This is a genomic window from Bradyrhizobium sp. Kon56 (assembly GCF_055807635.1).
On sequence record NZ_JBVVOU010000005.1, the window covers coordinates 292873 to 313752 of the forward strand.

The window sequence follows — 20880 nt, forward strand, 5'->3', positions numbered from 1 at the left end:
GAGAAATTTTCCGCAAGGTGTAAGTCTCAGCAGGCCACTGGCTGGGAACGAACCAACATCGATCCAGCTGATGCTGTCGCCTGTGCTGCGTGGCCGTCGGGCACGACAGGGAGGTTCGCGATCGCTCGCATGCCCGGTCGCTTGCGCCAGTGGATCTGAGACACGTCCACAGCAAAGCCAAGCCGCGGCCATCGCACAAACAACGCTTCCAGGGCACACGCTGCCTCGATGCGCGCGAGTTGATGGCCGAGGCAGAAATGGATGCCCGTTCCGAAGGACATGTGACGGTTCGGCTTGCGCGCGGGATCGAGGCTCTCGGGGCGCTCATGCATCGCCGGGTCCATGTTCGCGGCGGCGAGCATCACCATGACGCGATCGCCCTTCTTGAGACGCACGCCCGCGAGCTCGATATCCCGCCTCACATAGCGGGGCTTGGAGAACTGCACCGGCGACACGAAGCGCAGGAATTCCTCCACCGCAAGCCCGACGCGGCTCCAGTCCTGTGCCAGCCAGTCGCGGACGCCGGGATTTCTGAGGAGCTCGTAGACAGAACCGCTGATGAGATGCGTGGTGGTCTCGGAGCCCGCCGCGAGCAGTAGGAACACCATCGACACCATTTCGTCCGGCGTGATCTGGCCGCCCTCGCGCTCGACCTGAACCAGCTCCGCGATCAGGCCTTCGCCGCCCCGCACGCGGGCAATCTGCAGCTGCCGTTCGAGGTAGGCTCGCATCTTGCGGAACGCGAACAGCATGCGGAAGAAGCTGGCGACGTTCGTAAGTGAGGACATCGTATTGGCCCAGGCGATGAAGCGGGGGCGATCGGCCAATGGCAATCCGAGCAGCTCGGAGATCACCGCGAGCGGCAGGATGCGCGCATAGCGCTGGACGAGATCGGCCGGGCTTCCTGCCAGGAACAGCTCGTCGGCGAGCCCGTCCGCGATGGCGCGGATGCGCGGCTCCATCGCGACGATCGCGCGGCGGCGGAAGGCCTCGTCAACAATGCTGCGCAGCCTTGTGTGGTCAGGCTCGTCCATTGTCAGCATGTTGTTGGCGATGGTTCTGACGTAGTTCGGCATCCACCAGCGTAAACCCGCGACGTCCCCATCCTCCTTGCGCAGCGTGAAATCGGTGCCGTCCTTCAGGACCTGCGCGGTGGCCTCATGGGTCGTGGTGATCCAAACATCGCCGACGAGAGGAAATCGCGCCGCGACCACAGGACCGGACATGCGCAACGTTGCGATCGCCTTGGGCAGATCGCGAAAGAAGGCCTCGCTGGTGAAATCGAGGCGTGGTGCCATGTGATCACCGAAGCGGTTGACGGGGTCTCACCAAGATGGTGCACGACGCCGCCCGCGCAAGGGAACCCGGAACCTCCGCTTCGGCTTCGGTGCAGGCGTGAGAGTCGAGTCTACCCCCGCCCCGGCGAACGCGGGCCGATCTTGCGCTGCTGCTGGTTGGTGTAGGCGTCCCAATTGCTCCAGCTGCCGTTGCTGAGGCTTCGCAGGTCGGTGGTGAGCGGACGGCGCGTGCGCTTGTCGTGATCGGCGATCACGCGCTCGGATTGCACGATCTTGCGCTTGAGTTCCCCGAGCGCCTTCTGGGTCTGGCCGTTCCGCTTCGAAGACGCGATCTCGCCCATCGTGAAGCGCGCGGTTTCGAGCGCCTTCAACTCGGCGCGGTTCTTCTTCAACTGAACCCGGTGCCAGGCGATATTGCTGTCGCTGTCCGCAACCATGTGGGAACTCCGCTGATTCGTTCCCACAGTGTATCGCGTGCCGAATCGACGCCGCAACGGGCGCGCGGCGGCGAAAATACGGTCTTCTTGCGCGGGGGTTCCGGGCTCAGCGCTCGGCGAAGGCCTTTTCGACCACGAATTGGGCCGGCTCGCCGTGATTGCCCTCGACAAGACCCCGCTCGCCGAGGAGCACGCGGGTATCCGCCACCAGCGCCGGGCTGCCGCAGATCATGACGCGATCGTGGGCCGCTTCCAGTGCCGGCAGGCCGATGTCGGAAAACAGCTTGCCCGACGTGATGAGATCGGTGATGCGCCCGCGATTGCGGAAGGGATCGCGCGTCACGGTCGGATAGTAGATCAGCTGGTTGCGGATGTACTCGCCGATCAGCTCGTCCTTGGGCAGCGTCTCGGTGATCATCTCGCCATAGGCGAGCTCCTTCACGTGTCGGCAACCGTGCAGCAGCACGACCTTCTCGAACCGCTCGTAGGTTTCGGGGTCCTTGATCACGCTCAGGAACGGCGCAAGACCCGTACCGGTGCCGATGAGGTAGAGGTTGCGGCCGTCCTCCAGATTGTCGATCACCAGCGTGCCGGTGGCCTTGCGGCTGACGATGATCTCGTCGCCTTCCTTTAGATGCTGGAGCCGTGAGGTGAGCGGGCCGTCCGCGACCTTGATCGAGAAGAACTCCAGCGTGTCCTCGTAATTGGCGCTGGCGACGCTGTAGGCCCGCAGCAGCGGCTTCTCGCCGACCTTGAGCCCGATCATGGTGAATTCGCCGTTGCGGAAGCGGAAGGTCGGGCTGCGGGTGGTCTTGAAGGAGAACAGCGTGTCGGTCCAGTGGTGGACGCTCAAAACGGCTTCCTGATTGAAATTGCTCATCTCACCCTTCCGTGGCGCGTCGTGGCGGTTTTCAAGGCGGCAGCTATGCGTTGTTTGTATACGATCATTTGTGTACTAATGAATAATCCGGCTTGATCCCGCGGTCAAGGCTGCCCAAGATCGGAAGCGTTGCAGTTAAGGACAAGGACCCATTCCATGGCGCATGACGCACCCCAGGCCACCGGACCCTCGAAGCTCGTGATCCGCAATATCGGCCTGATCCTGTCCGGCGCGCTGGAAAAGCCGATCCTGGACGGCGACACCATCGTCGCCGAGAACGGCAAGATCACCGCGATCGGCCGCTTCAAGGACCTCAACACCGAAGGCGCGACCACCATCGTCGAGGCCAACGGCACCACGGTGGCGCCCGGCCTGATCGACAGCCATGTCCATCCTGTTGCGGGCGACTGGACGCCGCGCCAGAACCAGATCGGCTGGATCGACAGCAATTTGCATGGCGGCGTCACCACGATGATTTCCGCCGGCGAGGTGCATATGCCCGGCCGCCCGCGCGACGTCGTGGGGTTGAAGGCGATGGCCATCTTCGCGCAGCGTGCATTCTGGAATCTGCGGCCTGGCGGCGTGAAGGTTCACGCCGGCGCGCCTGTGATCGAGTGCGAGATGGTGGAGGAGGACTTCAAGGAGTTGGCCGCAGCCGGCGTCAAGCTGCTCGGCGAAGTCGGCCTGGGCGGCGTCAAGGACGGCCCCACGGCGCGAAAAATGGTCGGCTGGGCTCGCAAATATGGCATCCAGAGCACGATCCACACCGGCGGTCCTTCGATCCCCGGCTCCGGATTGATCGACAAGGATGTGGTGCTTGAGGCAGACACCGACGTGGTTGGCCACATCAATGGCGGTCACACCGCGCTTCCCGACGACCAGATCCGCTGCATCTGCGAGGGCTGCAAGCGCGGCCTCGAGCTCGTTCACAATGGCAACGAGCGCTCGGCGCTGTTCACGTTGCGCATTGCGCGCGAGATGGGCGATCTGCACCGCGTCATCCTCGGCACCGATGCGCCGGCCGGCTCGGGCGTGCAGCCGCTCGGCATTCTCCGCACGGTGTCGATGCTGTCCTCGCTTGGCGACCTCCCGGCCGAGGTCGCGTTTTGCCTGGCCACCGGCAACACGGCGCGGATGCGCGAATTGGATTGCGGCCTGATCGAAGTGGGCCGCTCGGCCGATTTCGTCATCATGGACAAGGCGCAGCACTCGGCCGGCAAGAACATTTTGGACAGCGTCCAACTCGGCGACCTCCCCGGCATCGGCATGACCATCATTGACGGTATCGTGCGCACCCAGCGCAGCCGCAACACCCCGCCGGCCGGCAGGGTGCCCGAGGTGGTGGCGAAGTGACGCAGCCGGAGCGGCTCGCCGCTCCCGTGCTCCCTTGACAGCATTGAACAAGTCGTCGGCCTGCTGCGTCTAACGCAGGCAGTTCATTGCTGGAACGCCGAGGGAGACATGAAGAATTCGTCGCGAATTGCCGCCGGTGTAGCCGGTGCGGTCGGAGGTTATGTCGCGACCTTTGTGCTGTTTTCAGTGCTCGATCTGGGCAACCGGGCGGACCCGATCACGTCTGGCCTGTTGGCACTGTTCGTCTACTCACCCATCGGAGCGATCGCTGGCGTGGTGCTTGCCAGCTGGCTGGTGACGCGTTCCGGCACGGATGCAGGCAATAGCGGTCTCGCGCGCAACAGCCTGAAATCGCTTGGTGTCGTGGTCCTGCTTTGCGTGGCCGCCGCCGCCACCTACCTGGGCGTCGCGTACATGACGGCCACGCCCTGGCTCAACCGAAACGGCGCCACTCCTCTGCTCGTCTTCGAGGTTCGCCTTCCGGCCGGCGCAACAGTGCCGAAATCACCGCAAGATATCACCATCGAATTGCAGACGGACCTCAACACCATGCCGGGCGAATTGAACGCAGCTGGCTTCCATAGTGACGGCGATCAGCCCGTCATCGCAGGCGAAGTCGAACTGGCGTTCCGAACCTCGCACCGGCAACTCGCCGTCAACATCCAGGGACAGCCCAGCCGAATCTACCCGATCGGATTGACGGCCTCGGCTCCGCATACGCCGGAGTTCGGAACGTGGCGGCGGCTCGCCGATGGCAGCGAAATCCGCTATCGCGCAAAATGGCCGGGGAAGACGTAGCAGGATCACCGCGGTTTCGCTATCTCACAACGCACATAGGTCTGGCGCTTGCCCGGCCCGACCGGGCTGTTGTCCATCACCAGCTTGCCGTCCGCGGCAATGGAAACCCGGGGACTGGAGCGATACTTCTCACCCTCGCCTTCGCAGGCGAGCTTCATTTTCCAGGCGAGCTTCCCGTCGGCAGTGATCTCGCTGGCGCGGCACCGGGTCTCGTACCAATAGAGACGGTTGCCGCCCTCGATGCTCATGCGGTTGGCGCTGTCCTCGTCGCGGCAATCCTTTTTGGTTGACGCCCAGAACCCCTCATAGGCTTGCGCCGCCAGGGCGGGAGCAGACTGGCCCGCCAGCATCACACTCATGCTCAGAGCCATAGCAAACCGGGTCGCCGCTCTCATGTCAAAAACCTCGACAAGACCTTCACCGAGGTTAGTCGCGCCTCACCGCAGCTTGTTCAACAGCGCCATCAGCATCTCGCGCTCCTTTGCCTCGAGCGGCGCCAGCGTCTCTCGTGTGATCGCAAGCGCATTCGGCGCGACCTTTTCCGCCAATTGCTGGCCCGCGCGCGTCAGGCTGACCAGAAGCCGCCGTCCATCCTCCGGATCCTGGCTGGTCTCGGTGAGGCCGCGCGCCGTCAACCGATCGATCACGCCCTTGATGGTCGCCACGTCCATCGCCGTCAGGCGCCCGAGCTGGTTCTGCGAGCATGGCCCGGCCTCGGCGAGCTTCGACAGCGCCGCCCATTGCGTCGGCGTAATGTTGGTGCCGATCTCGCGAGAGAAGATCGCGCTGTGGCGCTGCCAGACCTGGCGAAGGATGAAGCCGACCTGCTCGTCGAGCACATAAGGCGGCTTTGCCGGTTTGACGCTTTTCTTCGCCGCGACGCTTCTCGCCATCCGCTCGATGCCCTTGCCCTTTGCCTTCACAACGACAGATGCGCGTCGCGGATATCCGGACGCGCGTCGAGCTCGGCCATGGTGCCGCCGAAGCAGATGCGGCCGCGCTCGATGATATAGGCGCGATCGGAGATCAGCCGCGCAAAATGCAGATTCTGCTCGGAGACGACGATGCTGACGCCCTCCTTCTTCATGGTCAGGATGGCCTCGACCATCTGCTCCACGATTTTCGGCGACAGGCCTTCCGAGGGCTCATCCAGCAGCACCAGCGATGGATTGCCCATCAGCGTGCGCGCGATGGTGAGCATCTGCTGCTCGCCGCCGCTCATGCGGCCGCCCGGGCGATTTTTCATCTCGCCGAGGTTAGGGAACAGCGAAAACAGCTTGTCGCGAGTCCAGTGCGGCGCGTTCGGGCGCTTCGGCTGGCGGCCGACCTCGAGATTCTCTTCCACCGTCAAATCGGTGAAGATACGCCGCTCCTCCGGCACGTAACCAAGCCCATCCCGCACGATCTCATGTGTCGGACGCGCCGAGACATCCTTGCCTTCGAACATGATCCGTCCTGAGCGCTGCGCGACGAGCCCGACGATCGAGCGAAACGTCGTCGACTTGCCGGCGCCATTGCGGCCGAGCAATGCCACGACTTCCCCCTCGCCGACTTCGAAGCCGATGTCGAACAGGATATGGGCCGGGCCGTAATGACTATTGAGGTCCTGCACCGTGAGCTTCATGCCGATGCTCCCTCGCGAGGCCCGGCATCGTAGAGGAGGCCCTCGCCGAGGTAGACCGCCTGCACCTGCGGATTGCCCCGGACCTCGGCCGGCGAGCCCTCGGCGATCAGCGTGCCGCGGTTGAGCACGATGATGCGGTCGGCGTGCTCGAACACCACGTCCATGTCGTGCTCGGTGAAGAGAACGCCGATCGATTTTTCCCGAGCGATCTGCGCGGTCAGCCGCATCAAATCGACGCGCTCGCGCGGCGCCATGCCGGCGGTCGGCTCGTCCATCAGCAGCAGCTTTGGCTGGTTGGCGAGCGCGACGGCGAGCTCAAGCCGCTTGAGGTCGCCGTAGGCAAGCTCGCCACAGGGGCGATCCGCATAGCCGCCCATGCCGACCAGCTCGAGCAGTCGCCCGGCTTCGCCGCGGTCGAAGTTCGGCGCCGAGCCCCAAAGATTGTACAATTGCTTGCCGTGCGAAATCAGCGCGACCTGCACGTTCTCGCGCACCGTCATGGTCGCGAAAGTCGCGGTGATCTGGAAAGTGCGCCCCACGCCCATCCGCCAGATCTCGCGCGGCTTCCTGCCGGTTGTGTCCTCGCCGAGCAGGCGGACGTGGCCGGTATCAGGCTTGTTCTGGCCATTGAGCATGTCGAAACAGGTGCTCTTGCCCGCGCCGTTCGGTCCGATCAGCGCCAGGATTTCACCGGCGCGCAGCGAGAACGAGACGCCGCGCACGGCATGGACGCCGCCATAGGATTTGGTCAGTCCTTCGACCGCGAGAAGTGGGGGCGCGACGCTCATTCGGCGGACTCGATCGGCTTGGCAAGCAAGGGTGACCCCGGCGGCGACGTCTTCCTGCGGCGCTGCGCTAGCATCTCCAGCATGCCGACGATGCCCTTGGGGAAGACGACGACGATCAGAACGATGAAACCGCCGAGCACGAGTTTTGACAGGTCGGTCTGACTGACCAGCCAGATGTTCAAGGCCTTGTAGACGATGGCGCCGATCACCGCGCCCGACACCGTCTCGACGCCGCCGAGCAGCACCATGACAAGGGCGTCGACCGAGAGCGAGATGCCGAGATTGTCCGGAAAGACGCTGCCCTTGAGGTAGGCGAACAGCGCGCCGCCAATGCCCGCGGTCGTGCCCGCGATCACGAAGGCGGTCCACTGGATACGCTTGGTGTTGATGCCGACCGCTTCGCTGCGCAGCAGCGAGTCGCGCGTCGCCCTCAGCGCATAGCCGAACGGCGAGAACACCATGGCCCGCAAAGCGATCGTCACGAGCGCCGCAACACCGAGCGACAGCCAATAGAAATGCGATGGGCTCGCCGCCCAGCTCGAGGGCCAGACGCCCAGGATGCCGTTGTCGCCGCCGGTGACGCTCACCCACTGGAACGCGATCGACCAGACGATCTGCGCGAAGGCGAGCGTCAGCATCGCAAAATAGACGCCGGAGAGCTGCACCGCGAAGAAGCCGAACACGGCAGCGCCCATGCAGCCGAGCAGCGGACCGAGCAACAGGCAGACGATCATCGGCAGTCCGGCCATCTTGGCGAGGAAAGCGACGCCGTAAGCGCCGAGGCCGAAATAGGCGGCGTGACCAAAGGACGCGAGCCCGCCGACCGACATCAGGAAGTGCAGGCTGACGGCGAAGATCACTGAGATCGCGATCTCCGAGCCGACGGTCAGTGCATAATTGCCGGCGAACAGCGGTAGTGTCGCCGCGACGACGAGCGCTGCAAACGCAGCCAACCGCTCATTCGACGTCAGCGGTCGCCAGGGATTGACGGTGAGACCGGGCGTCTTGCGGGCCGGCGCCTCGGGCCTGCCGAACAAGCCCCAGGGCCGCACGATCAGCACCACCGCCATCACCAGGAAGACCAGGATGATAGAGATTTTTGGAAAGATCAGGATGCCGAAGGCGTTGAGCTCGGAGACCAGCACAGCCGCGACGAAAGCGCCGATGATGCTACCGAGGCCTCCGATCACCACGACGACGAAGACCTCGACGATGATGCGCAAATCCATCGCATGATGCACGGCATCGCGTGGGATCTGGAGCGCACCGCCGAGAGCGGCGAGGAAAACGCCGACCGCAAACACGCTCGTGAACAACCATTTCTGATTGACGCCCAGCGCCGCGACCATGTCGCGGTCCTGCGTCGCTGCGCGCACCAGAACGCCCCAGCGCGTGCGCTGGAACAAGAGCCAGAGAATGCCGAGCACGACCGGTCCGAGCACGATCAGAAACAGATCATAGCTCGGAATGTTCTGGCCGAAGAAGTCGATCGCCCCCTTGAAGCCGGGCGCACGGCGCCCCACGAGATCGTCTGGGCCCCAGATCAGGACGACGAGGTCCTCGACCATCAAGGTCAGGCCGAAGGTCGCAAGCAGCTGGAACAGCTCGGGCGCGTGATAGATGCGCCGGAGCAGCACCATCTCGACGATGACGCCGATCAGCGCCACCGCGAACGCCGCCACCACGATGCCGCCCCAGAAGCCGAATGCACCTGACAGGCGCTCCGTCAGCGTGAAGGCGACATAGGCGCCGATCATGTAAAAGGCGCCATGCGCAAAATTCACGATCCGCGTCACGCCAAAGATGATCGACAGGCCCGACGCCACCAGGAAAAGCGACGCTGCGCTGGCGAGACCGGTCAGAAACTGTACGACGTAAAAGGCCATCTGCGGTCCGGGTTAAGCGTAAGTCGCAATATTAGGCTTCATCCTTCGAGACGGCGCTACGCGCCTCCTCAGGATGAGGTCCGGGACCCTCATGGTGAGGAGCGCGGCTGCGCCGCGCGTCTCGAACCACGAGGCCCCGGTCTCACTTTGGATCAATCCTTCGGACGCAGCTTCTCGACTTCGGCATCGCTTGGTAGATAGTCCGCGCCCTTCTTGTAAGACGAGTCCACCATCACGCCCTTACCTTCCTTCAGCGCGGTCTTGCCGACATAGGCACCGAGCGTCGACTGGTGATCGATCTTGCGGAAGGTGATCTCGCCCAGCGGCGACGGCATCGAAAGTCCTTCCGCCGCAGTGATCAGCTTCTCGGGATCGGTCGAATTGGCCTTCGCCAGGATCGCCGCCGCCGACTTGATGGTCTGGTAGCCAACGATCGAGCCGAGGCGCGGATAGTCGTTGTACTTGGCCTGATAGGCCTTCAGGAACGCGTCGTGCTCGGGCGTCTTGATCGAGTACCAGGGATAGCCGGTGACGATCCAACCCTCGGGTGTCTCCTCCTTGAGTGGATCGAGATATTCCGGCTCACCGGTGAGGAAGGAGACGACCTCGCGTCCCTTGAACAGGCCGCGGGTGTTGCCTTCGCGCACGAGCTTGACGAGATCGGCGCCGAAGGTGACGTTGAGGATCGCTTCGGGATTGGCCGCGGCAACCGCCTGCACTACCGGACCGGCGTCGATCTTGCCCTGCGGCGGCCACTGCTCATCGACCCACTGGATGTCGGGCCGCTTCTCCGACATCAGCTTCTTGAACACCGCGACCGCGGACTGGCCGTATTCATAGTTCGGCGCGATCGTCGCCCAGCGCTTTGCGGGCAGCTTGCTGGCCGCTTCCACCAGCATCGCGGCCTGCATGTAGTTCGAAGGACGCAGTCGGAACGTGTACTTGTTGCCTTTCGACCAGGTGATGGCGTCCGTCAGAGGCTCGGCCGCCAGAAAGAACACCTTCTTCTGGTTGGCGAAGTCGCTGACCGCAAGACCGATGTTCGACAGGAACGTACCCGTCAGCATCGCCACGCCCTCGCTCGACACCAGCTCGTTGGCCGCGGTCTGCGCATCTGCCGGCTTGCCACCATCGTCCTTGGAGACGACGATGAGCTTCTTGCCGTTGATGCCGCCGGCCGCATTGATCTCTTCGACCGCGAGCTGCCAGCCCTTGCGATAGGGCTCAGTGAACGCCGGCAGCAGCGAGTAGCTGTTGATCTCGCCGATCTTGATGTCCTGCGCAAGGGCCGAATGAGCCATGCCGCTTGCCAACAGCGCGAACGCCGCCCCGACAAAATAGTTCTTTGCTCGCATCCCAACCTCCACTTTCTGAAAAGATTAACGCAGTCCGTCTTCGCCCTTGATCTCCGCAACGGTCAGCCCGCCGACGCGCGGCAAAGGACGGCCACTGTCGGTGACGGCGACCGCGACCATGATCTCGTTGGCGCGCGGCGCGTCGTTGATCTGCACTTCCATGCCATCGAAATGACTGCGCACGAAGGCTGCATCCTTGTGGCCCAGCGGAACGTCCAGCGTCGTGCCGGGTCCACTGCGCTTCTTCGACGACGGGATCAGCGCAGCGCCTTTGCCCAGCACTTTACGCACCGGCGCGCCCATTTTCGGGTGAAGGATGGCGGCTGCATGCTCCAGCTCGCCATTCTCGCCGACGGCCGCGGCCTTGCCATAGCTCTGCGCCTTGGACCCGTCGATGCCGAGCGCCGCCACCGCGCGCTTCGAGAGCAGCTCGCCGAGCTCCTCGCCAATCGCGATCAGCGGCGAGAGATCCTCGACATACTTTCCAGCAAACGGATTCTCGATCACGGCGATCGCCGCCGCACGCCGCGTCGGCGGTGAGACCTGGCGGCCCATCTCCATCTGCGTCTCTTCGACGACGGTGACGATCTTGCGGATGATCGCGCTCATGATTGTTTCCTCAAACCGCTTCCCAGTTCAGGCATGGACCGCGTTCTCTTGTACAAGCGGGCGCGATCGTTGCCGTTCAATATCCTTGGTCCCGATGACAATCATATCACCACAAAGCTGCAACACGGCACCCTCGATCAATCCGCGATCGAATAATTGCCGTGCACATTCCGCGCCAGATTCGAGCGCGGTGGTGATCTCGTTCTGCGACAATCCACCAACGTTGCGGGTCACGAGCCGCGCGCCAAGATCGCTGTCGGGCTGAAGTTCGTTCGCAGGTTTTCGGATGATGGCGGGATGCTCCGGCAGATCGACGGCGTTCGCAACGATCGTCGCGGCCGCGTCGGCTTGCGACGCCGTTCCGGCCAGCACGGTCACCGCATCGGCAATCCCGAGGGAAAAGCTGCGGCCGTGCCGTCCGCTGGTCGCAATGCCACGCACGGGATCATCGGCGTCCACCCTGATTATCCGCATCACGCCGTCGCGATCGGGCCGGTCCATCAGGCCGACCGAAAAATGCTCGCCCTCGCCGAGATGCAGGGCAATGTCTCCGCCATTGTTGACATAGGCCCGATCGAGCGCCGCAGCGTTCAGCATTGCTCCCAACACCTCCTCCGCCACGCTGCCTGCCACAGCGGCCATCGGCGTGATGAAGCCATCACCGGCATAGGGCGCCACCGCGGCGTGCATGCGATGCGCCACAACGCCTCTCAACGAGGTCCGCTCCTCGACAACGGTCCGCAGTTCCGGCAGTTCCGCGCAGAGCTCGTCGAGAAGCCCGGTGAACCGTTCGGCCGCAGCCTTATAGGCCTCGCGCACTGCGTCGGCCGCCCCCCTCGCCTCGACGATCAGGTCAATCGGTCCATCCTGCAAATGCAGCCGCCGGCCGTCAGACAGCAACGCGATTTGCGGGAGCCTTGTCATGCCCGGGGTCCCGGGATCGGGTTCTGCCAGGGCAATTGGCGGACATCGTCGCCGCCCTGAACTTCGGCGAGCGGCTTCACATAATCCATGTGCCCGCCGAGCGCCGCATAGTCCGACAGCTTCATCGTGAATTCGATCGGCGCCACCAGCGCGGGCGTCGGCACGTAACCGAATGCCCCCGCCGGCATCTGCGTCACGTCGACCATGTAGGTGATGCCGCCGCCCGGCCAAACATAGACCGGCGCGCCGCCACTGGTGACGCGCGTCAGCGCGTCCTTCACCGAGCGCGTCAGCCGCACCGGATTGTCGGTCACGCCCGCCCGCAAGGAACCACCGGCGCCCGCCATGAACAGCACCGTACACAGCGCCGGTTCGCAATTCTCCTGAATGCGCTCGACCGAAAACTTGAGGTCATCCGGCATCTCGGTCTCGACCGGCTTCAAGGCTTCGTCGAGCACGTAATAGGACGAATGCTCGCCCGTCGTGGAGACCATCAGCATCGAGAGGCCAGGCCTGGCCTCCTTCGCGTCGAACGGTCCCAGGATTGCGAGCGGATCGGAGATATTGGTGCCGCCCCAACCCGTGCCGGGATCGGCGACCTGGAAATAGCGGCCGGGCGTCGAGCGGCGCCCCTTCATCTTGATGCCTGTGTCGGCGATGTCGAGCAGCTTGCCGGCCTGGTGCTCCGAGAGCACGCCGGTGATATGGTCGTCGACCACGACGACCTCGTCGACTTTGCCGTGCCATTGCTTGGCGAACATGCCGATCGTCGCCGAGCCGCAGCCGACGCGCATGCGCTCTTCTTTCATGCCGTTGACGATCGGCGGCTGGCCGGCCTGCACCACCACGCTCGCGCCGCCGTCGATGGTGAGTTCGACCGCCTTGCAATTTGCGAGGTCCATCAGCGTGTCGCAGGTGACGCGGCCTTCCTTCTTGGAGCCGCCGGTCAGATGGTGCACGCCGCCGAGCGACAGCATCTGCGAACCGTATTCGCTGGTGGTGACATGACCGACCGCCTCGCCTTGTGCACGGACGGTCGCCGTCTCCGGCCCGAGATAGCGGTCGGTGTCGATCTTCACCTTGATGCCGCAGTACGAGAAGATGCCCTCGGTGACGACAGTCACCATGTCGACGCCGTCGACCTCCGCCGAGACGATGAACGGCGCCGGCTTGTAGTCGGGATAGGTCGTCCCCGCGCCGATCGCCGTTACAAAGGTGGAAGGCTCGTGGACGATCTTGCCGTCCCAATCTTCGGTGCGGCTGAACGGAACGAGCTTGCCGCCATGCGACACGGTGCGCTCCAGGATCACATGCGGATCGACGCGGACGAGCTTGCCGTCGTGATTGGCATAGCGGTCGCAGGCGCCCGCCGCGCCCGGCTTGATGTAGCACATCACCGGACACGCATCGCAGCGGATCTTGTCGATGGCGGCGCTCGTAGGTTCAGTCACCATGTCAAAGCCAGCCGACAGTGCAGTTATCATTTGTACACGAACGATGTTGCGCGCCCTCCCGATGACTGTCAAGCGGCGGTGCGGCGCAAAACATACGCCTGCCGCATAAAACCTCATTTGCCTATCCGCCCTGTCCACAAAGAAGGCACTCGCGCTGCACTGCGGCATGTCTGGCTTGCACGTTTGTGTACAAACGGTATCGTCGCAACGTAGATTTTGCGCGGACTTGGAATTCGCGAAGCCTTGGCCGCGGCGCTCAACGACTCGACTTGGGAACGAGGATGACGCAGACACCGATCCGCATCACCGTGAACGGCAGAATCCACGAGATCACTGCGGCGCGAGACACGCCGCTGCTCTACGTGCTGCGCAACGATCTCGCGCTCAACGGTGCGAAATACGGATGCGGCCTCGGTGAATGCGGCACCTGCACTGTCCTGATCGATGGCGCGGCGGCGCGCTCCTGCGTCATTCCGATCAGTGGCTGCGCCGGCCGCGACATCGTGACGCTCGAGGGGCTCGGTACCCGCGACAAGCCGGATGTGGTGCAGCAGGCCTTCATCGACGAGCAGGCCGCGCAATGCGGCTATTGTCTCAACGGCATGATCATGACCACCAAAGCGCTGCTTGCGATCAACCCTCAGCCCACCGAACAGGAGGCGCTGGCGGCGCTGCGCTACAATCTCTGTCGCTGCGGCACGCATATCGAAATCCTTCGCGCCGTGATGCGTGCGTCTGGTCAGCTTGCCGAGGCCGGTGATTGATGGCCTCCCCGCATCCGAACGGAGCTGAGCTGCAATCCGGCTCGCTCGTCGTCGTCCGCACGGTGGACGAGTGCACATCCGAGACCTTCGTCCGCATCACCGCGGACGGTTCGGTCACAGCCTACAATGGTCATGTCGATCTCGGCACCGGCATCCGCACGGCGCTTGGCCAGATCGTGGCTGAAGAGCTCGACGTCTCCTTTGCCCGCCTCGTCGTGGTGCTCGGCGACACCGCAACGGTGCCGAACCAGGGCGCCACGATCGCAAGCGAGACCATTCAGATCACTGCCGTTCCCCTGCGCAAAGCCGCCGCGCAGGCGCGTCACTTCCTGATCGCACGTGCGGCCGAGCGCCTGGAGCTGCCGGCAGCCGATCTCAGGATCGAAGACGGCCTCGTGCGCGGGCACGACAATCGCAGCGTCAGCTATGGCGAGTTGATCGGCGGAGAGACCATTCGTCTCGAGCTTGCCGACGACGTCGCCGTCAAGCCGGTCGGCGATTACGCCATTGTCGGCCAATCGATGCCACGCGTCGACCTGCCCGCCAAGGCCACGGGCGAGCTGACGTTCGTGCACGACATCCGTATGCCGGGCATGCTGCACGGCCGCGTGGTGCGCCCGCCCTATGCCGGCGTCGACGCCGGCCCGTTCGTCGGCACCAGCCTGATTTCGGTCGATGAATCCTCGGTGCGCGACATTCCCGGCATCATGGCCGTCGTACGCATCGGCGATTTCGTCGGAATCGTCGCGGAGCGCGAGGAGAACGCGATCCGCGCGGCGGAGCAGCTTGCGGTGAGCTGGCGACCGACGCCTGAACTGACCGATCTCGCCGACGTCGAGACGGCGCTTCGTGCCAACCCGTCCACGCCGCGCACGCTGATCGACAAGGGCGATGTCGATGCTGCCATTGCCGGCGCGGCCAAACCGATGCGGCGCACTTACGTCTGGCCATATCAGATGCATGCCTCGATCGGCCCGTCCTGCGCGGTCGCCGACTTCCAGGACGGCAACATCCGTGTCTGGTCGGGCACGCAGAACCCGCACGTGCTGCGCGCAGACCTGTCACTGCTGATCGAGCGTCCCGAGAGCGAGATCGAGGTCATCAGGTTGGAGGCCGCCGGATGCTACGGCCGCAACTGCGCCGACGATGTCACCGCGGACGCTTTGTTGCTCTCGCGCGCGGTCGGCCGGCCCGTGCGCGTACAGCTGACGCGCGAGCAGGAACACGCCTGGGAGCCCAAAGGCGCCGCGCAGCTCATCGACGTCAATGGCGGCCTGGATGCGGCGGGCGACGTCGCTGCCTACGATCTCGCTACGCGCTATCCGTCGAATGCCGCGCCGACGTTGGCGCTGTTGCTGACGGGACGGATATCGCCGAGGCCGGACGTCCTCCAGATGGGCGACCGCACCGCGATCCCGCCTTACGATTACGGCCACATGCGCGTCGTCGCCCACGACATGGCGCCGATCGTGCGCGCGTCCTGGTTTCGCGGCGTCTCGGCCCTGCCCAACACCTTTGCGCATGAATCCTATATCGACGAGGCCGCGACCGAGGCCGGGGTTGACCCGGTCGAATATCGTCTGCGTTACCTGAAGGACCAGCGCGCCGTCGATCTCGTCCATGCTGTCGCCGAGCGCGCGGGCTGGACGCCGCGGCCGGTGCGCGAAGAGAAAGACGGCGAGATCGTGCATGGGCGCGGCTTTGCCTATGCGCTCTACGTCCACAGCAAATTCCCCGGCTATGGCGCGGCTTGGTCGGCCTGGGTCACCGACGTTGCCGTGAACAAGTCGACCGGCGAGGTCAGCGTGACGCGCGTGGTTGCTGGGCAGGACTCCGGATTGATGATCAACCCGGACGGTGTGCGCCACCAGATCCATGGCAACGTCATCCAGTCCACCAGCCGCGCACTGATGGAGGAGGTCTCGTTCGAGCGCGGCGCAGTCGCGGCGCGGGAATGGGGCGCCTATCCGATCATCCCCTTCCCTGACGTGCCCAAGATCGACGTGTTGTTGCTGCCGCGGCCGGACCAGCCGCCGCTCGGCGTCGGCGAATCCGCCTCGGTCCCGAGCGCGGCTGCGATTGCGAACGCGATCTTCGATGCCACCGGCGTGCGATTTCGCGAGCCGCCGTTCACGCCTGAGCGTATCCTCAACGGGCTGCACGGCGGCGGGCCGGCCACGCCGCAGGCGCTGCCCGCTCCCGCTGCGCCACAACCATCCCGTATCTGGGAGAATCCATTCGCCAAACGCGCCGGCATCTTCGCGACGGTCGCGGCCGTCTGCACCGCGGCGATTGGCATCGGTGCGGCTGTTTTGCCCGGCCGCGCCATCGCACCGATCGCGCGGCCAGACCCATCGGTCTATTCCGCAGCGACGATCGCGCGCGGGCAACAACTGGCCGCACTCGGCAATTGCGCGGAGTGCCACACCATGATCGGCGGTGCGCTCAACGCCGGTGGCCGCGCGCTGGAGACGCCGTTCGGCACGATCTACGCGACCAACATCACGCCCGACGTCGAGACCGGCATCGGCGCCTGGTCCTATCCCGCATTCGAGCGCGCGATGCGCGACGGGCTGCATCGCGACGGACGGCAACTCTATCCCGCCTTCCCCTACACGCACTTTTCGAAGACTGGCGATGCCGACATGCAGGCGCTTTATGCCTATCTAATGGCACAGCCTGCGGTGCGCGCGACGCAGCCTGCGAATACGCTCGCCTTTCCGTTCAATCTCCGCCCGCTACTTGCCGGATGGAATGCGCTGTTCCACCAGACGCGAGAGTTCAAGCCTGATCCCGCGAAATCCAAGGTCTGGAATCGCGGCGCTTATCTCGTCGAAGGTCTCGGCCATTGCAGCGCCTGCCATTCGCCGCGCAACACGCTCGGCGCCGAGCAGCGTGACGCCTATCTCGCCGGCGGTTTTGCCGAGGGCTGGGAGGCGCCGCCGCTGACGTCGCTGTCGCAAGCGCCGATCCCGTGGAACGAAGACGAGCTTTTCGCCTATTTGCGCACGGGCCACTCGCGATATCATGGCGTCGCCGCTGGGCCGATGGCGCCGATCGTCAGGGATCTGGCGGCCCTGCCCGACCAGGACATCCGCGCCATGGCCGTCTATCTCAACTCGTTCAATGACACCGCGACCGATAGGAAAGCGCAGGATGCGATCGCTCTGAAGCTAGAAGCTTCAACGCAAGTCACGATGGCGTCCTCAACCGGCGCGCGCCTCTATCAGGGCGCCTGCGCCGTCTGCCACGAGGTCGGCGGCCTGGCGCTGTTCGGCAGCCGCCCCTCGCTCGCCCTCAACAGCAACCTGCACAGCGCCACATCGGACAATCTCGTGCAAATCATCCTGCACGGCATCGCCGAGCCGGTGTCGAGCAATCTCGGCTATATGCCGGCCTTCAAGAACAGCATGAGCGATGCGCAGGTCGAGGAGCTGGTCACCTTCCTGCGCAAGCAGTTCGCACCCGACAGGCCAGCATGGATCGGTGTGAAGGAGACGATTGCGCGTGTGAGAGCCGCCGCGAACTGAGCGCTACTTCTTGTGCTGCACCGGCGGCGTGCCGTGCGTGTGAAACGACTCGATCGTCTTGAGGCCCCACGCCTGCCCCTTCTTGCGTTCGTCTTCCGTCCACACGATCGGCTTCCAGTCGGGCGCGAGGATGAGGCGCGCGCCGGCATTGGCGACTTCGACGCGGTTGCCGCCGGGCTCGTAGACATAGAGGAAGAAGGTCTGCTGGATCGCGTGCTTGTGCGGGCCGGTCTCGATGTGGATGCCGTTCTCCAGGAAGATGTCGGCAGCGCGCAGAATCTCTTCGCGGCTGTCGAGCGCGTAAGTGACATGGTGGAAGCGGCCGGCCGTGCCGGAATGGTCGAGCGAATAGGCGAAATCGTAGCTCTTGTTCGACATCGTCAGCCACATCGCCGCTTCGCGGCCGTCGTTCAGCACGATCTGCTCGGTGAGGCGGCAGCCGAGATAATTCTCGAAGAACTCCCGGTTGGCCTTGATGTCCACGGCGAGGCAATTGAGGTGATCGAGGCGGCGGACATTGACGCCGCGCGCGGGAAAGCGCTGCGCCTGGTTCTTCAGTGCGGGCTTCAGCTCGGGCGGCGCCTGATACCATTCGGTCTCGTAGTAGAGCTCGACGATGTGTCCATCGGGATCGCGGCAGCGGAAGGTCGGCCCCTGCCCCATGTCGCCGTCGATCCAGCCGATGTCGAAGCCGGACCCTTTCAGCGCCGCGACGCGACGCTCCAGCGCCTGCTGGCTGCGCGCACGTAACGCCATGTGCTCCATGCCCGATGTCTTCGACGCCGTCAGTTTGAGCGAATAGCGCTCGTAATCGTCCCAGCCGCGCAAATAGACCGACTCGCCCTTTTGTCCGCTGACGGTCATGCCCATCACGTCGACGAAGAATTTCAGGCTCTCGTCCGGCTTGGGTGTCAACAGCTCCATGTGGCCGAGATGAGCGAGATCGAGGATCGGTTCGGGCTGCATGGTGTCCTCCAAGATGTGGCTTGCGATCCGCTGGACCGGATCCCGCGATCTGGCACAGGCTGCAATCCACTCACGCGCCGGTGGGCGGCACAAGGCCGCCGGTTTATTTGTACCAATGTACAAATCATTAGGTCCCGTCAACAAATCAAACATCGCCGCCCGGAACGGATGACGGGCCATCCGGGATGACCAACCCGTCCCGGAACCGCGGACCGACTGCCCGAATGGTAAAATCTCTCTTAAGCACTCTCGCCCGTCGGCCGGGAAAAAGCAGCATTTTCCGCCGCTACTGCCAGGGAGTATGTATTGGGAACAAACCTCGCACCCGAATTGTCGCGGATTTAACGAAGCGCCGGCGCCTGCCGCTTAACCGTTTGTCCAGCGACGGCCGTGCATAGTCCGGGCAACCCGTTGCTCTTGCCAGGTTCATTCATTGTGACATCCTTTGGACGCGTGATTTCGGTTCGCGGATCGCTCGCCCGGGTCGGGCTGCTGGCTGAAAGCCGCATGCCGGTCTCGGAAGTTCGGGCCACCGTCGGCCGCTTCGTCAGTATCCGCTGCGCCAGCTCGGTCATCGTCGCCATGATCACCGAGGTGTCCTGCGAGAACCTCTCGAGCAACGACAATCTGATCGCCATCGCCTCGGTCGACCTGCTGGGCGAAATCCTCAACGCGACCGGCAAGGCCAAATTCCAGCGCGGCGTCACCAACTATCCGACCATCGGCGATTCGGTCGACCTGATCACGAGCCAGGAGCTGCGCACGATCTACGCGCCCACCGGTTCCGACCAGATCAATGTCGGCTTCCTTCAGCAGGACAGCTCCGTCGTCGCCTATGTCGACATCGAGGAAATGCTCTCCAAGCACTTTGCAGTGCTGGGATCGACCGGCGTCGGCAAATCGACCGGTGTGTCGCTGTTGCTCAACGAGATCCTCAAGGCACGCCCGAACCTGCGCATCTTCCTGCTCGATGTGCACAACGAATATGGCCGCTGCTTCGGCGACCGCGCGCTGGTGCTCAACCCGCGCAATCTGAAACTGCCGTTCTGGCTGTTCAATTTCGAGGAAATCGTCGACGTGCTGTTCGGCGGCCGCGCCGGCGTGCCTGAGGAGCTCGACGTCCTCGCCGAGGTCATTCCGCTCGCCAAGGGCGTCTACACCCAGTACCAGAACGCCGACCGCATTGGCCTGAAGCGCATCGATCCCAAGCAGATCGGCTACACCGTCGATACGCCGGTGCCCTATCGCCTGGTCGATCTGATGTCGCTGATCGACGAGCGCATGGGCAAGCTCGAGAACCGCTCCTCGCGCATCATCTATCACAAGCTGATCTCCCGCATCGAGGCGGTCCGCAACGACCCGCGCTACGCCTTCATGTTCGACAACGCCAATGTCGGCGGTGACACCATGGCCGAGGTGATCAGTCATCTGTTCCGCCTGCCGGCCAACGGCAAACCGATGACGGTGATGCAGCTCGCCGGCTTCCCGGCCGAGGTCATCGATTCCGTCGTCTCGGTGCTCTGCCGCATGGCCTTCGACTTCGGCTTGTGGAGCGATGGCGTTTCGCCGATGCTGTTCGTCTGTGAGGAGGCTCACCGCTACGCCTCGGCCGATCGCAATGTCGGCTTCGGGCCGACCCGCAAGGCGGTGTCGCGCATCGCCAAGGAAGGCCGCAAATACGGCGTCTATCTCGGCCTCATCACCCAGCGTCCGGCCGAGCTCGACGCCACCATCATCTCCCAGTGCAACACGCTGTTCACGATGCGCCTTGCCAACGAGCGCGACCAGGCGCTGCTGCGCGCCGCGGTGTCGGATGCGGCCGCGAACCTGCTTTCGTTCGTGCCCTCGCTCGGCACCCGAGAAGTGCTGGCATTCGGCGAAGGTGTCGCGCTGCCGACGCGGCTGCGCTTCAAGGAGGTGCCGCCGCATCAATTGCCGCGCGGCGAAGCCACCATCAGCAGCGTGCCCTCCGTCACCTCCGGTCACGACATGCATTTCGTCGGCGCCGTGCTCGAGCGCTGGCGCGGTGCCACCTCGCAGCGCGACGTGCCGAACGATCCGGTGTTCTCGGCGCCGCCCGCGAAGACGCTCTCCAGCATCGAAGCCCCGATGCTGCAACCGTCGATGGGGTTGGATCCGGACCGCTTCTCGCTGCTGAAAAAGCCGCTGCGGTAAAGCGACGCTTGTTTTCCAGCGCCGGCATTGCGAGCCTGG

18 protein-coding genes are annotated in these 20880 nt (G+C 64.2%); 5 read left to right on the forward strand and 13 right to left on the reverse strand.

All coding sequences use genetic code 11. The annotated features are described in order from the left end of the window. Positions 1–26: 26 nt before the first annotated feature. The 3 genes from AC0L3B_RS11140 to AC0L3B_RS11150 all read right to left on the reverse strand — a co-directional run bounded on the left by AC0L3B_RS11140 (position 27) and on the right by AC0L3B_RS11150 (position 2615). A complete protein-coding gene (locus tag AC0L3B_RS11140) occupies positions 27–1298 on the reverse strand; it encodes a cytochrome P450 (protein ID WP_018459309.1) in 1272 nt (423 codons plus the stop codon). A gap of 110 nt (positions 1299–1408) precedes the next feature. Then, positions 1409–1735 carry a hypothetical protein gene (locus AC0L3B_RS11145; RefSeq protein WP_018459310.1) on the reverse strand — a complete coding sequence of 109 codons (327 nt, stop codon included), beginning with the start codon at positions 1733–1735 and terminating at the stop codon, positions 1409–1411. 106 nt (positions 1736–1841) lie between these two features. Further along, positions 1842–2615 carry a ferredoxin--NADP reductase gene (locus AC0L3B_RS11150; protein ID WP_018459311.1) on the reverse strand — a complete coding sequence of 258 codons (774 nt, stop codon included), beginning with the start codon at positions 2613–2615 and terminating at the stop codon, positions 1842–1844. A 156-nt stretch (positions 2616–2771) separates the two neighbouring features. Between AC0L3B_RS11150 and AC0L3B_RS11155 the strand changes: the two genes are divergently transcribed. Beyond that, positions 2772–3968, forward strand: coding sequence for an amidohydrolase family protein (locus tag AC0L3B_RS11155; RefSeq protein ID WP_085395878.1), 1197 nt, complete (start codon positions 2772–2774; stop codon positions 3966–3968). A 108-nt stretch (positions 3969–4076) separates the two neighbouring features. Beyond that, the gene (locus AC0L3B_RS11160; protein WP_085352764.1) at positions 4077–4766 is read left to right on the forward strand and encodes a hypothetical protein; all 690 of its coding nucleotides are present in this window, start codon (positions 4077–4079) and stop codon (positions 4764–4766) included. A 5-nt stretch (positions 4767–4771) separates the two neighbouring features. Here AC0L3B_RS11160 and AC0L3B_RS11165 read toward each other — a convergent pair whose 3' ends face one another. From AC0L3B_RS11165 to AC0L3B_RS11205, 9 genes are all read right to left on the reverse strand, one after another. Continuing rightward, positions 4772–5161 (reverse strand): hypothetical protein, encoded by a 390-nt coding sequence (locus AC0L3B_RS11165; protein ID WP_018459313.1) that lies wholly within the window; start codon positions 5159–5161, stop codon positions 4772–4774. 42 nt (positions 5162–5203) lie between these two features. Then, positions 5204–5659 carry a MarR family winged helix-turn-helix transcriptional regulator gene (locus AC0L3B_RS11170; RefSeq protein WP_007592445.1) on the reverse strand — a complete coding sequence of 152 codons (456 nt, stop codon included), beginning with the start codon at positions 5657–5659 and terminating at the stop codon, positions 5204–5206. Between the two features lie 26 nt (positions 5660–5685). Beyond that, the gene (locus tag AC0L3B_RS11175; RefSeq protein ID WP_007592446.1) at positions 5686–6390 is read right to left on the reverse strand and encodes an ABC transporter ATP-binding protein; all 705 of its coding nucleotides are present in this window, start codon (positions 6388–6390) and stop codon (positions 5686–5688) included. Next, positions 6387–7178, reverse strand: a complete 792-nt coding sequence (locus AC0L3B_RS11180; RefSeq protein ID WP_085352763.1) for an ABC transporter ATP-binding protein — start codon at positions 7176–7178, stop codon at positions 6387–6389. Before AC0L3B_RS11180 ends, AC0L3B_RS11175 begins: the two co-directional genes overlap by 4 nt. Then, positions 7175–9064 carry an ABC transporter permease gene (locus AC0L3B_RS11185; RefSeq protein ID WP_085352762.1) on the reverse strand — a complete coding sequence of 630 codons (1890 nt, stop codon included), beginning with the start codon at positions 9062–9064 and terminating at the stop codon, positions 7175–7177. Before AC0L3B_RS11185 ends, AC0L3B_RS11180 begins: the two co-directional genes overlap by 4 nt. 152 nt (positions 9065–9216) lie before the next feature. Next, positions 9217–10419 carry an ABC transporter substrate-binding protein gene (locus tag AC0L3B_RS11190; protein ID WP_085352761.1) on the reverse strand — a complete coding sequence of 401 codons (1203 nt, stop codon included), beginning with the start codon at positions 10417–10419 and terminating at the stop codon, positions 9217–9219. A 24-nt stretch (positions 10420–10443) separates the two neighbouring features. Further along, a complete protein-coding gene (locus AC0L3B_RS11195) occupies positions 10444–11028 on the reverse strand; it encodes an amino acid synthesis family protein (RefSeq protein ID WP_085352760.1) in 585 nt (194 codons plus the stop codon). A gap of 27 nt (positions 11029–11055) precedes the next feature. Further along, a complete protein-coding gene (locus tag AC0L3B_RS11200; protein ID WP_473380392.1) occupies positions 11056–11952 on the reverse strand; it encodes a UPF0280 family protein in 897 nt (298 codons plus the stop codon). Beyond that, positions 11949–13406: a 6-hydroxynicotinate reductase gene (locus tag AC0L3B_RS11205; protein WP_473380393.1), complete on the reverse strand. Its 1458-nt coding sequence runs from the start codon at positions 13404–13406 to the stop codon at positions 11949–11951. The genes AC0L3B_RS11200 and AC0L3B_RS11205 overlap by 4 nt, the downstream gene beginning before the upstream one ends. A 281-nt stretch (positions 13407–13687) precedes the next feature. Here AC0L3B_RS11205 and AC0L3B_RS11210 point away from each other — a divergent pair, with 281 nt between their 5' ends. Then, complete coding sequence (locus AC0L3B_RS11210) at positions 13688–14170, forward strand: (2Fe-2S)-binding protein (protein ID WP_247398296.1); 483 nt, start codon at positions 13688–13690, stop codon at positions 14168–14170. Continuing rightward, a complete protein-coding gene (locus tag AC0L3B_RS11215) occupies positions 14170–17700 on the forward strand; it encodes a molybdopterin cofactor-binding domain-containing protein (protein ID WP_473380394.1) in 3531 nt (1176 codons plus the stop codon). The genes AC0L3B_RS11210 and AC0L3B_RS11215 overlap by 1 nt, the downstream gene beginning before the upstream one ends. 3 nt (positions 17701–17703) lie before the next feature. Here the strand turns inward: AC0L3B_RS11215 and AC0L3B_RS11220 are convergent, their stop codons facing one another. Beyond that, the gene (locus AC0L3B_RS11220) at positions 17704–18666 is read right to left on the reverse strand and encodes a catechol 2,3-dioxygenase (protein ID WP_085353038.1); all 963 of its coding nucleotides are present in this window, start codon (positions 18664–18666) and stop codon (positions 17704–17706) included. A gap of 435 nt (positions 18667–19101) precedes the next feature. Between AC0L3B_RS11220 and AC0L3B_RS11225 the strand changes: the two genes are divergently transcribed. Continuing rightward, positions 19102–20841 (forward strand): ATP-binding protein, encoded by a 1740-nt coding sequence (locus AC0L3B_RS11225; RefSeq protein WP_204510911.1) that lies wholly within the window; start codon positions 19102–19104, stop codon positions 20839–20841. Positions 20842–20880: the final 39 nt, after the last annotated feature.

Bases quoted from the DNA above. Each gene is read 5' to 3' on its own strand.
- AC0L3B_RS11170 (WP_007592445.1), bottom strand. From the start codon at position 5,659: ATGGCGAGAAGCGTCGCGGCGAAGAAAAGCGTCAAACCGGCAAAGCCG.
- AC0L3B_RS11200 (WP_473380392.1), bottom strand. From the start codon at position 11,952: ATGACAAGGCTCCCGCAAATCGCGTTGCTGTCTGACGGCCGGCGGCTG.
- AC0L3B_RS11140 (WP_018459309.1), bottom strand. From the start codon at position 1,298: ATGGCACCACGCCTCGATTTCACCAGCGAGGCCTTCTTTCGCGATCTG.
- AC0L3B_RS11150 (WP_018459311.1), bottom strand. From the start codon at position 2,615: ATGAGCAATTTCAATCAGGAAGCCGTTTTGAGCGTCCACCACTGGACC.
- AC0L3B_RS11190 (WP_085352761.1), bottom strand. From the start codon at position 10,419: ATGCGAGCAAAGAACTATTTTGTCGGGGCGGCGTTCGCGCTGTTGGCA.
- AC0L3B_RS11155 (WP_085395878.1), top strand. From the start codon at position 2,772: ATGGCGCATGACGCACCCCAGGCCACCGGACCCTCGAAGCTCGTGATC.
- AC0L3B_RS11185 (WP_085352762.1), bottom strand. From the start codon at position 9,064: ATGGCCTTTTACGTCGTACAGTTTCTGACCGGTCTCGCCAGCGCAGCG.
- AC0L3B_RS11215 (WP_473380394.1), top strand. From the start codon at position 14,170: ATGGCCTCCCCGCATCCGAACGGAGCTGAGCTGCAATCCGGCTCGCTC.
- AC0L3B_RS11195 (WP_085352760.1), bottom strand. From the start codon at position 11,028: ATGAGCGCGATCATCCGCAAGATCGTCACCGTCGTCGAAGAGACGCAG.
- AC0L3B_RS11175 (WP_007592446.1), bottom strand. From the start codon at position 6,390: ATGAAGCTCACGGTGCAGGACCTCAATAGTCATTACGGCCCGGCCCAT.
- AC0L3B_RS11165 (WP_018459313.1), bottom strand. From the start codon at position 5,161: ATGAGAGCGGCGACCCGGTTTGCTATGGCTCTGAGCATGAGTGTGATG.
- AC0L3B_RS11210 (WP_247398296.1), top strand. From the start codon at position 13,688: ATGACGCAGACACCGATCCGCATCACCGTGAACGGCAGAATCCACGAG.
- AC0L3B_RS11160 (WP_085352764.1), top strand. From the start codon at position 4,077: ATGAAGAATTCGTCGCGAATTGCCGCCGGTGTAGCCGGTGCGGTCGGA.
- AC0L3B_RS11220 (WP_085353038.1), bottom strand. From the start codon at position 18,666: ATGCAGCCCGAACCGATCCTCGATCTCGCTCATCTCGGCCACATGGAG.
- AC0L3B_RS11145 (WP_018459310.1), bottom strand. From the start codon at position 1,735: ATGGTTGCGGACAGCGACAGCAATATCGCCTGGCACCGGGTTCAGTTG.
- AC0L3B_RS11180 (WP_085352763.1), bottom strand. From the start codon at position 7,178: ATGAGCGTCGCGCCCCCACTTCTCGCGGTCGAAGGACTGACCAAATCC.
- AC0L3B_RS11205 (WP_473380393.1), bottom strand. From the start codon at position 13,406: ATGGTGACTGAACCTACGAGCGCCGCCATCGACAAGATCCGCTGCGAT.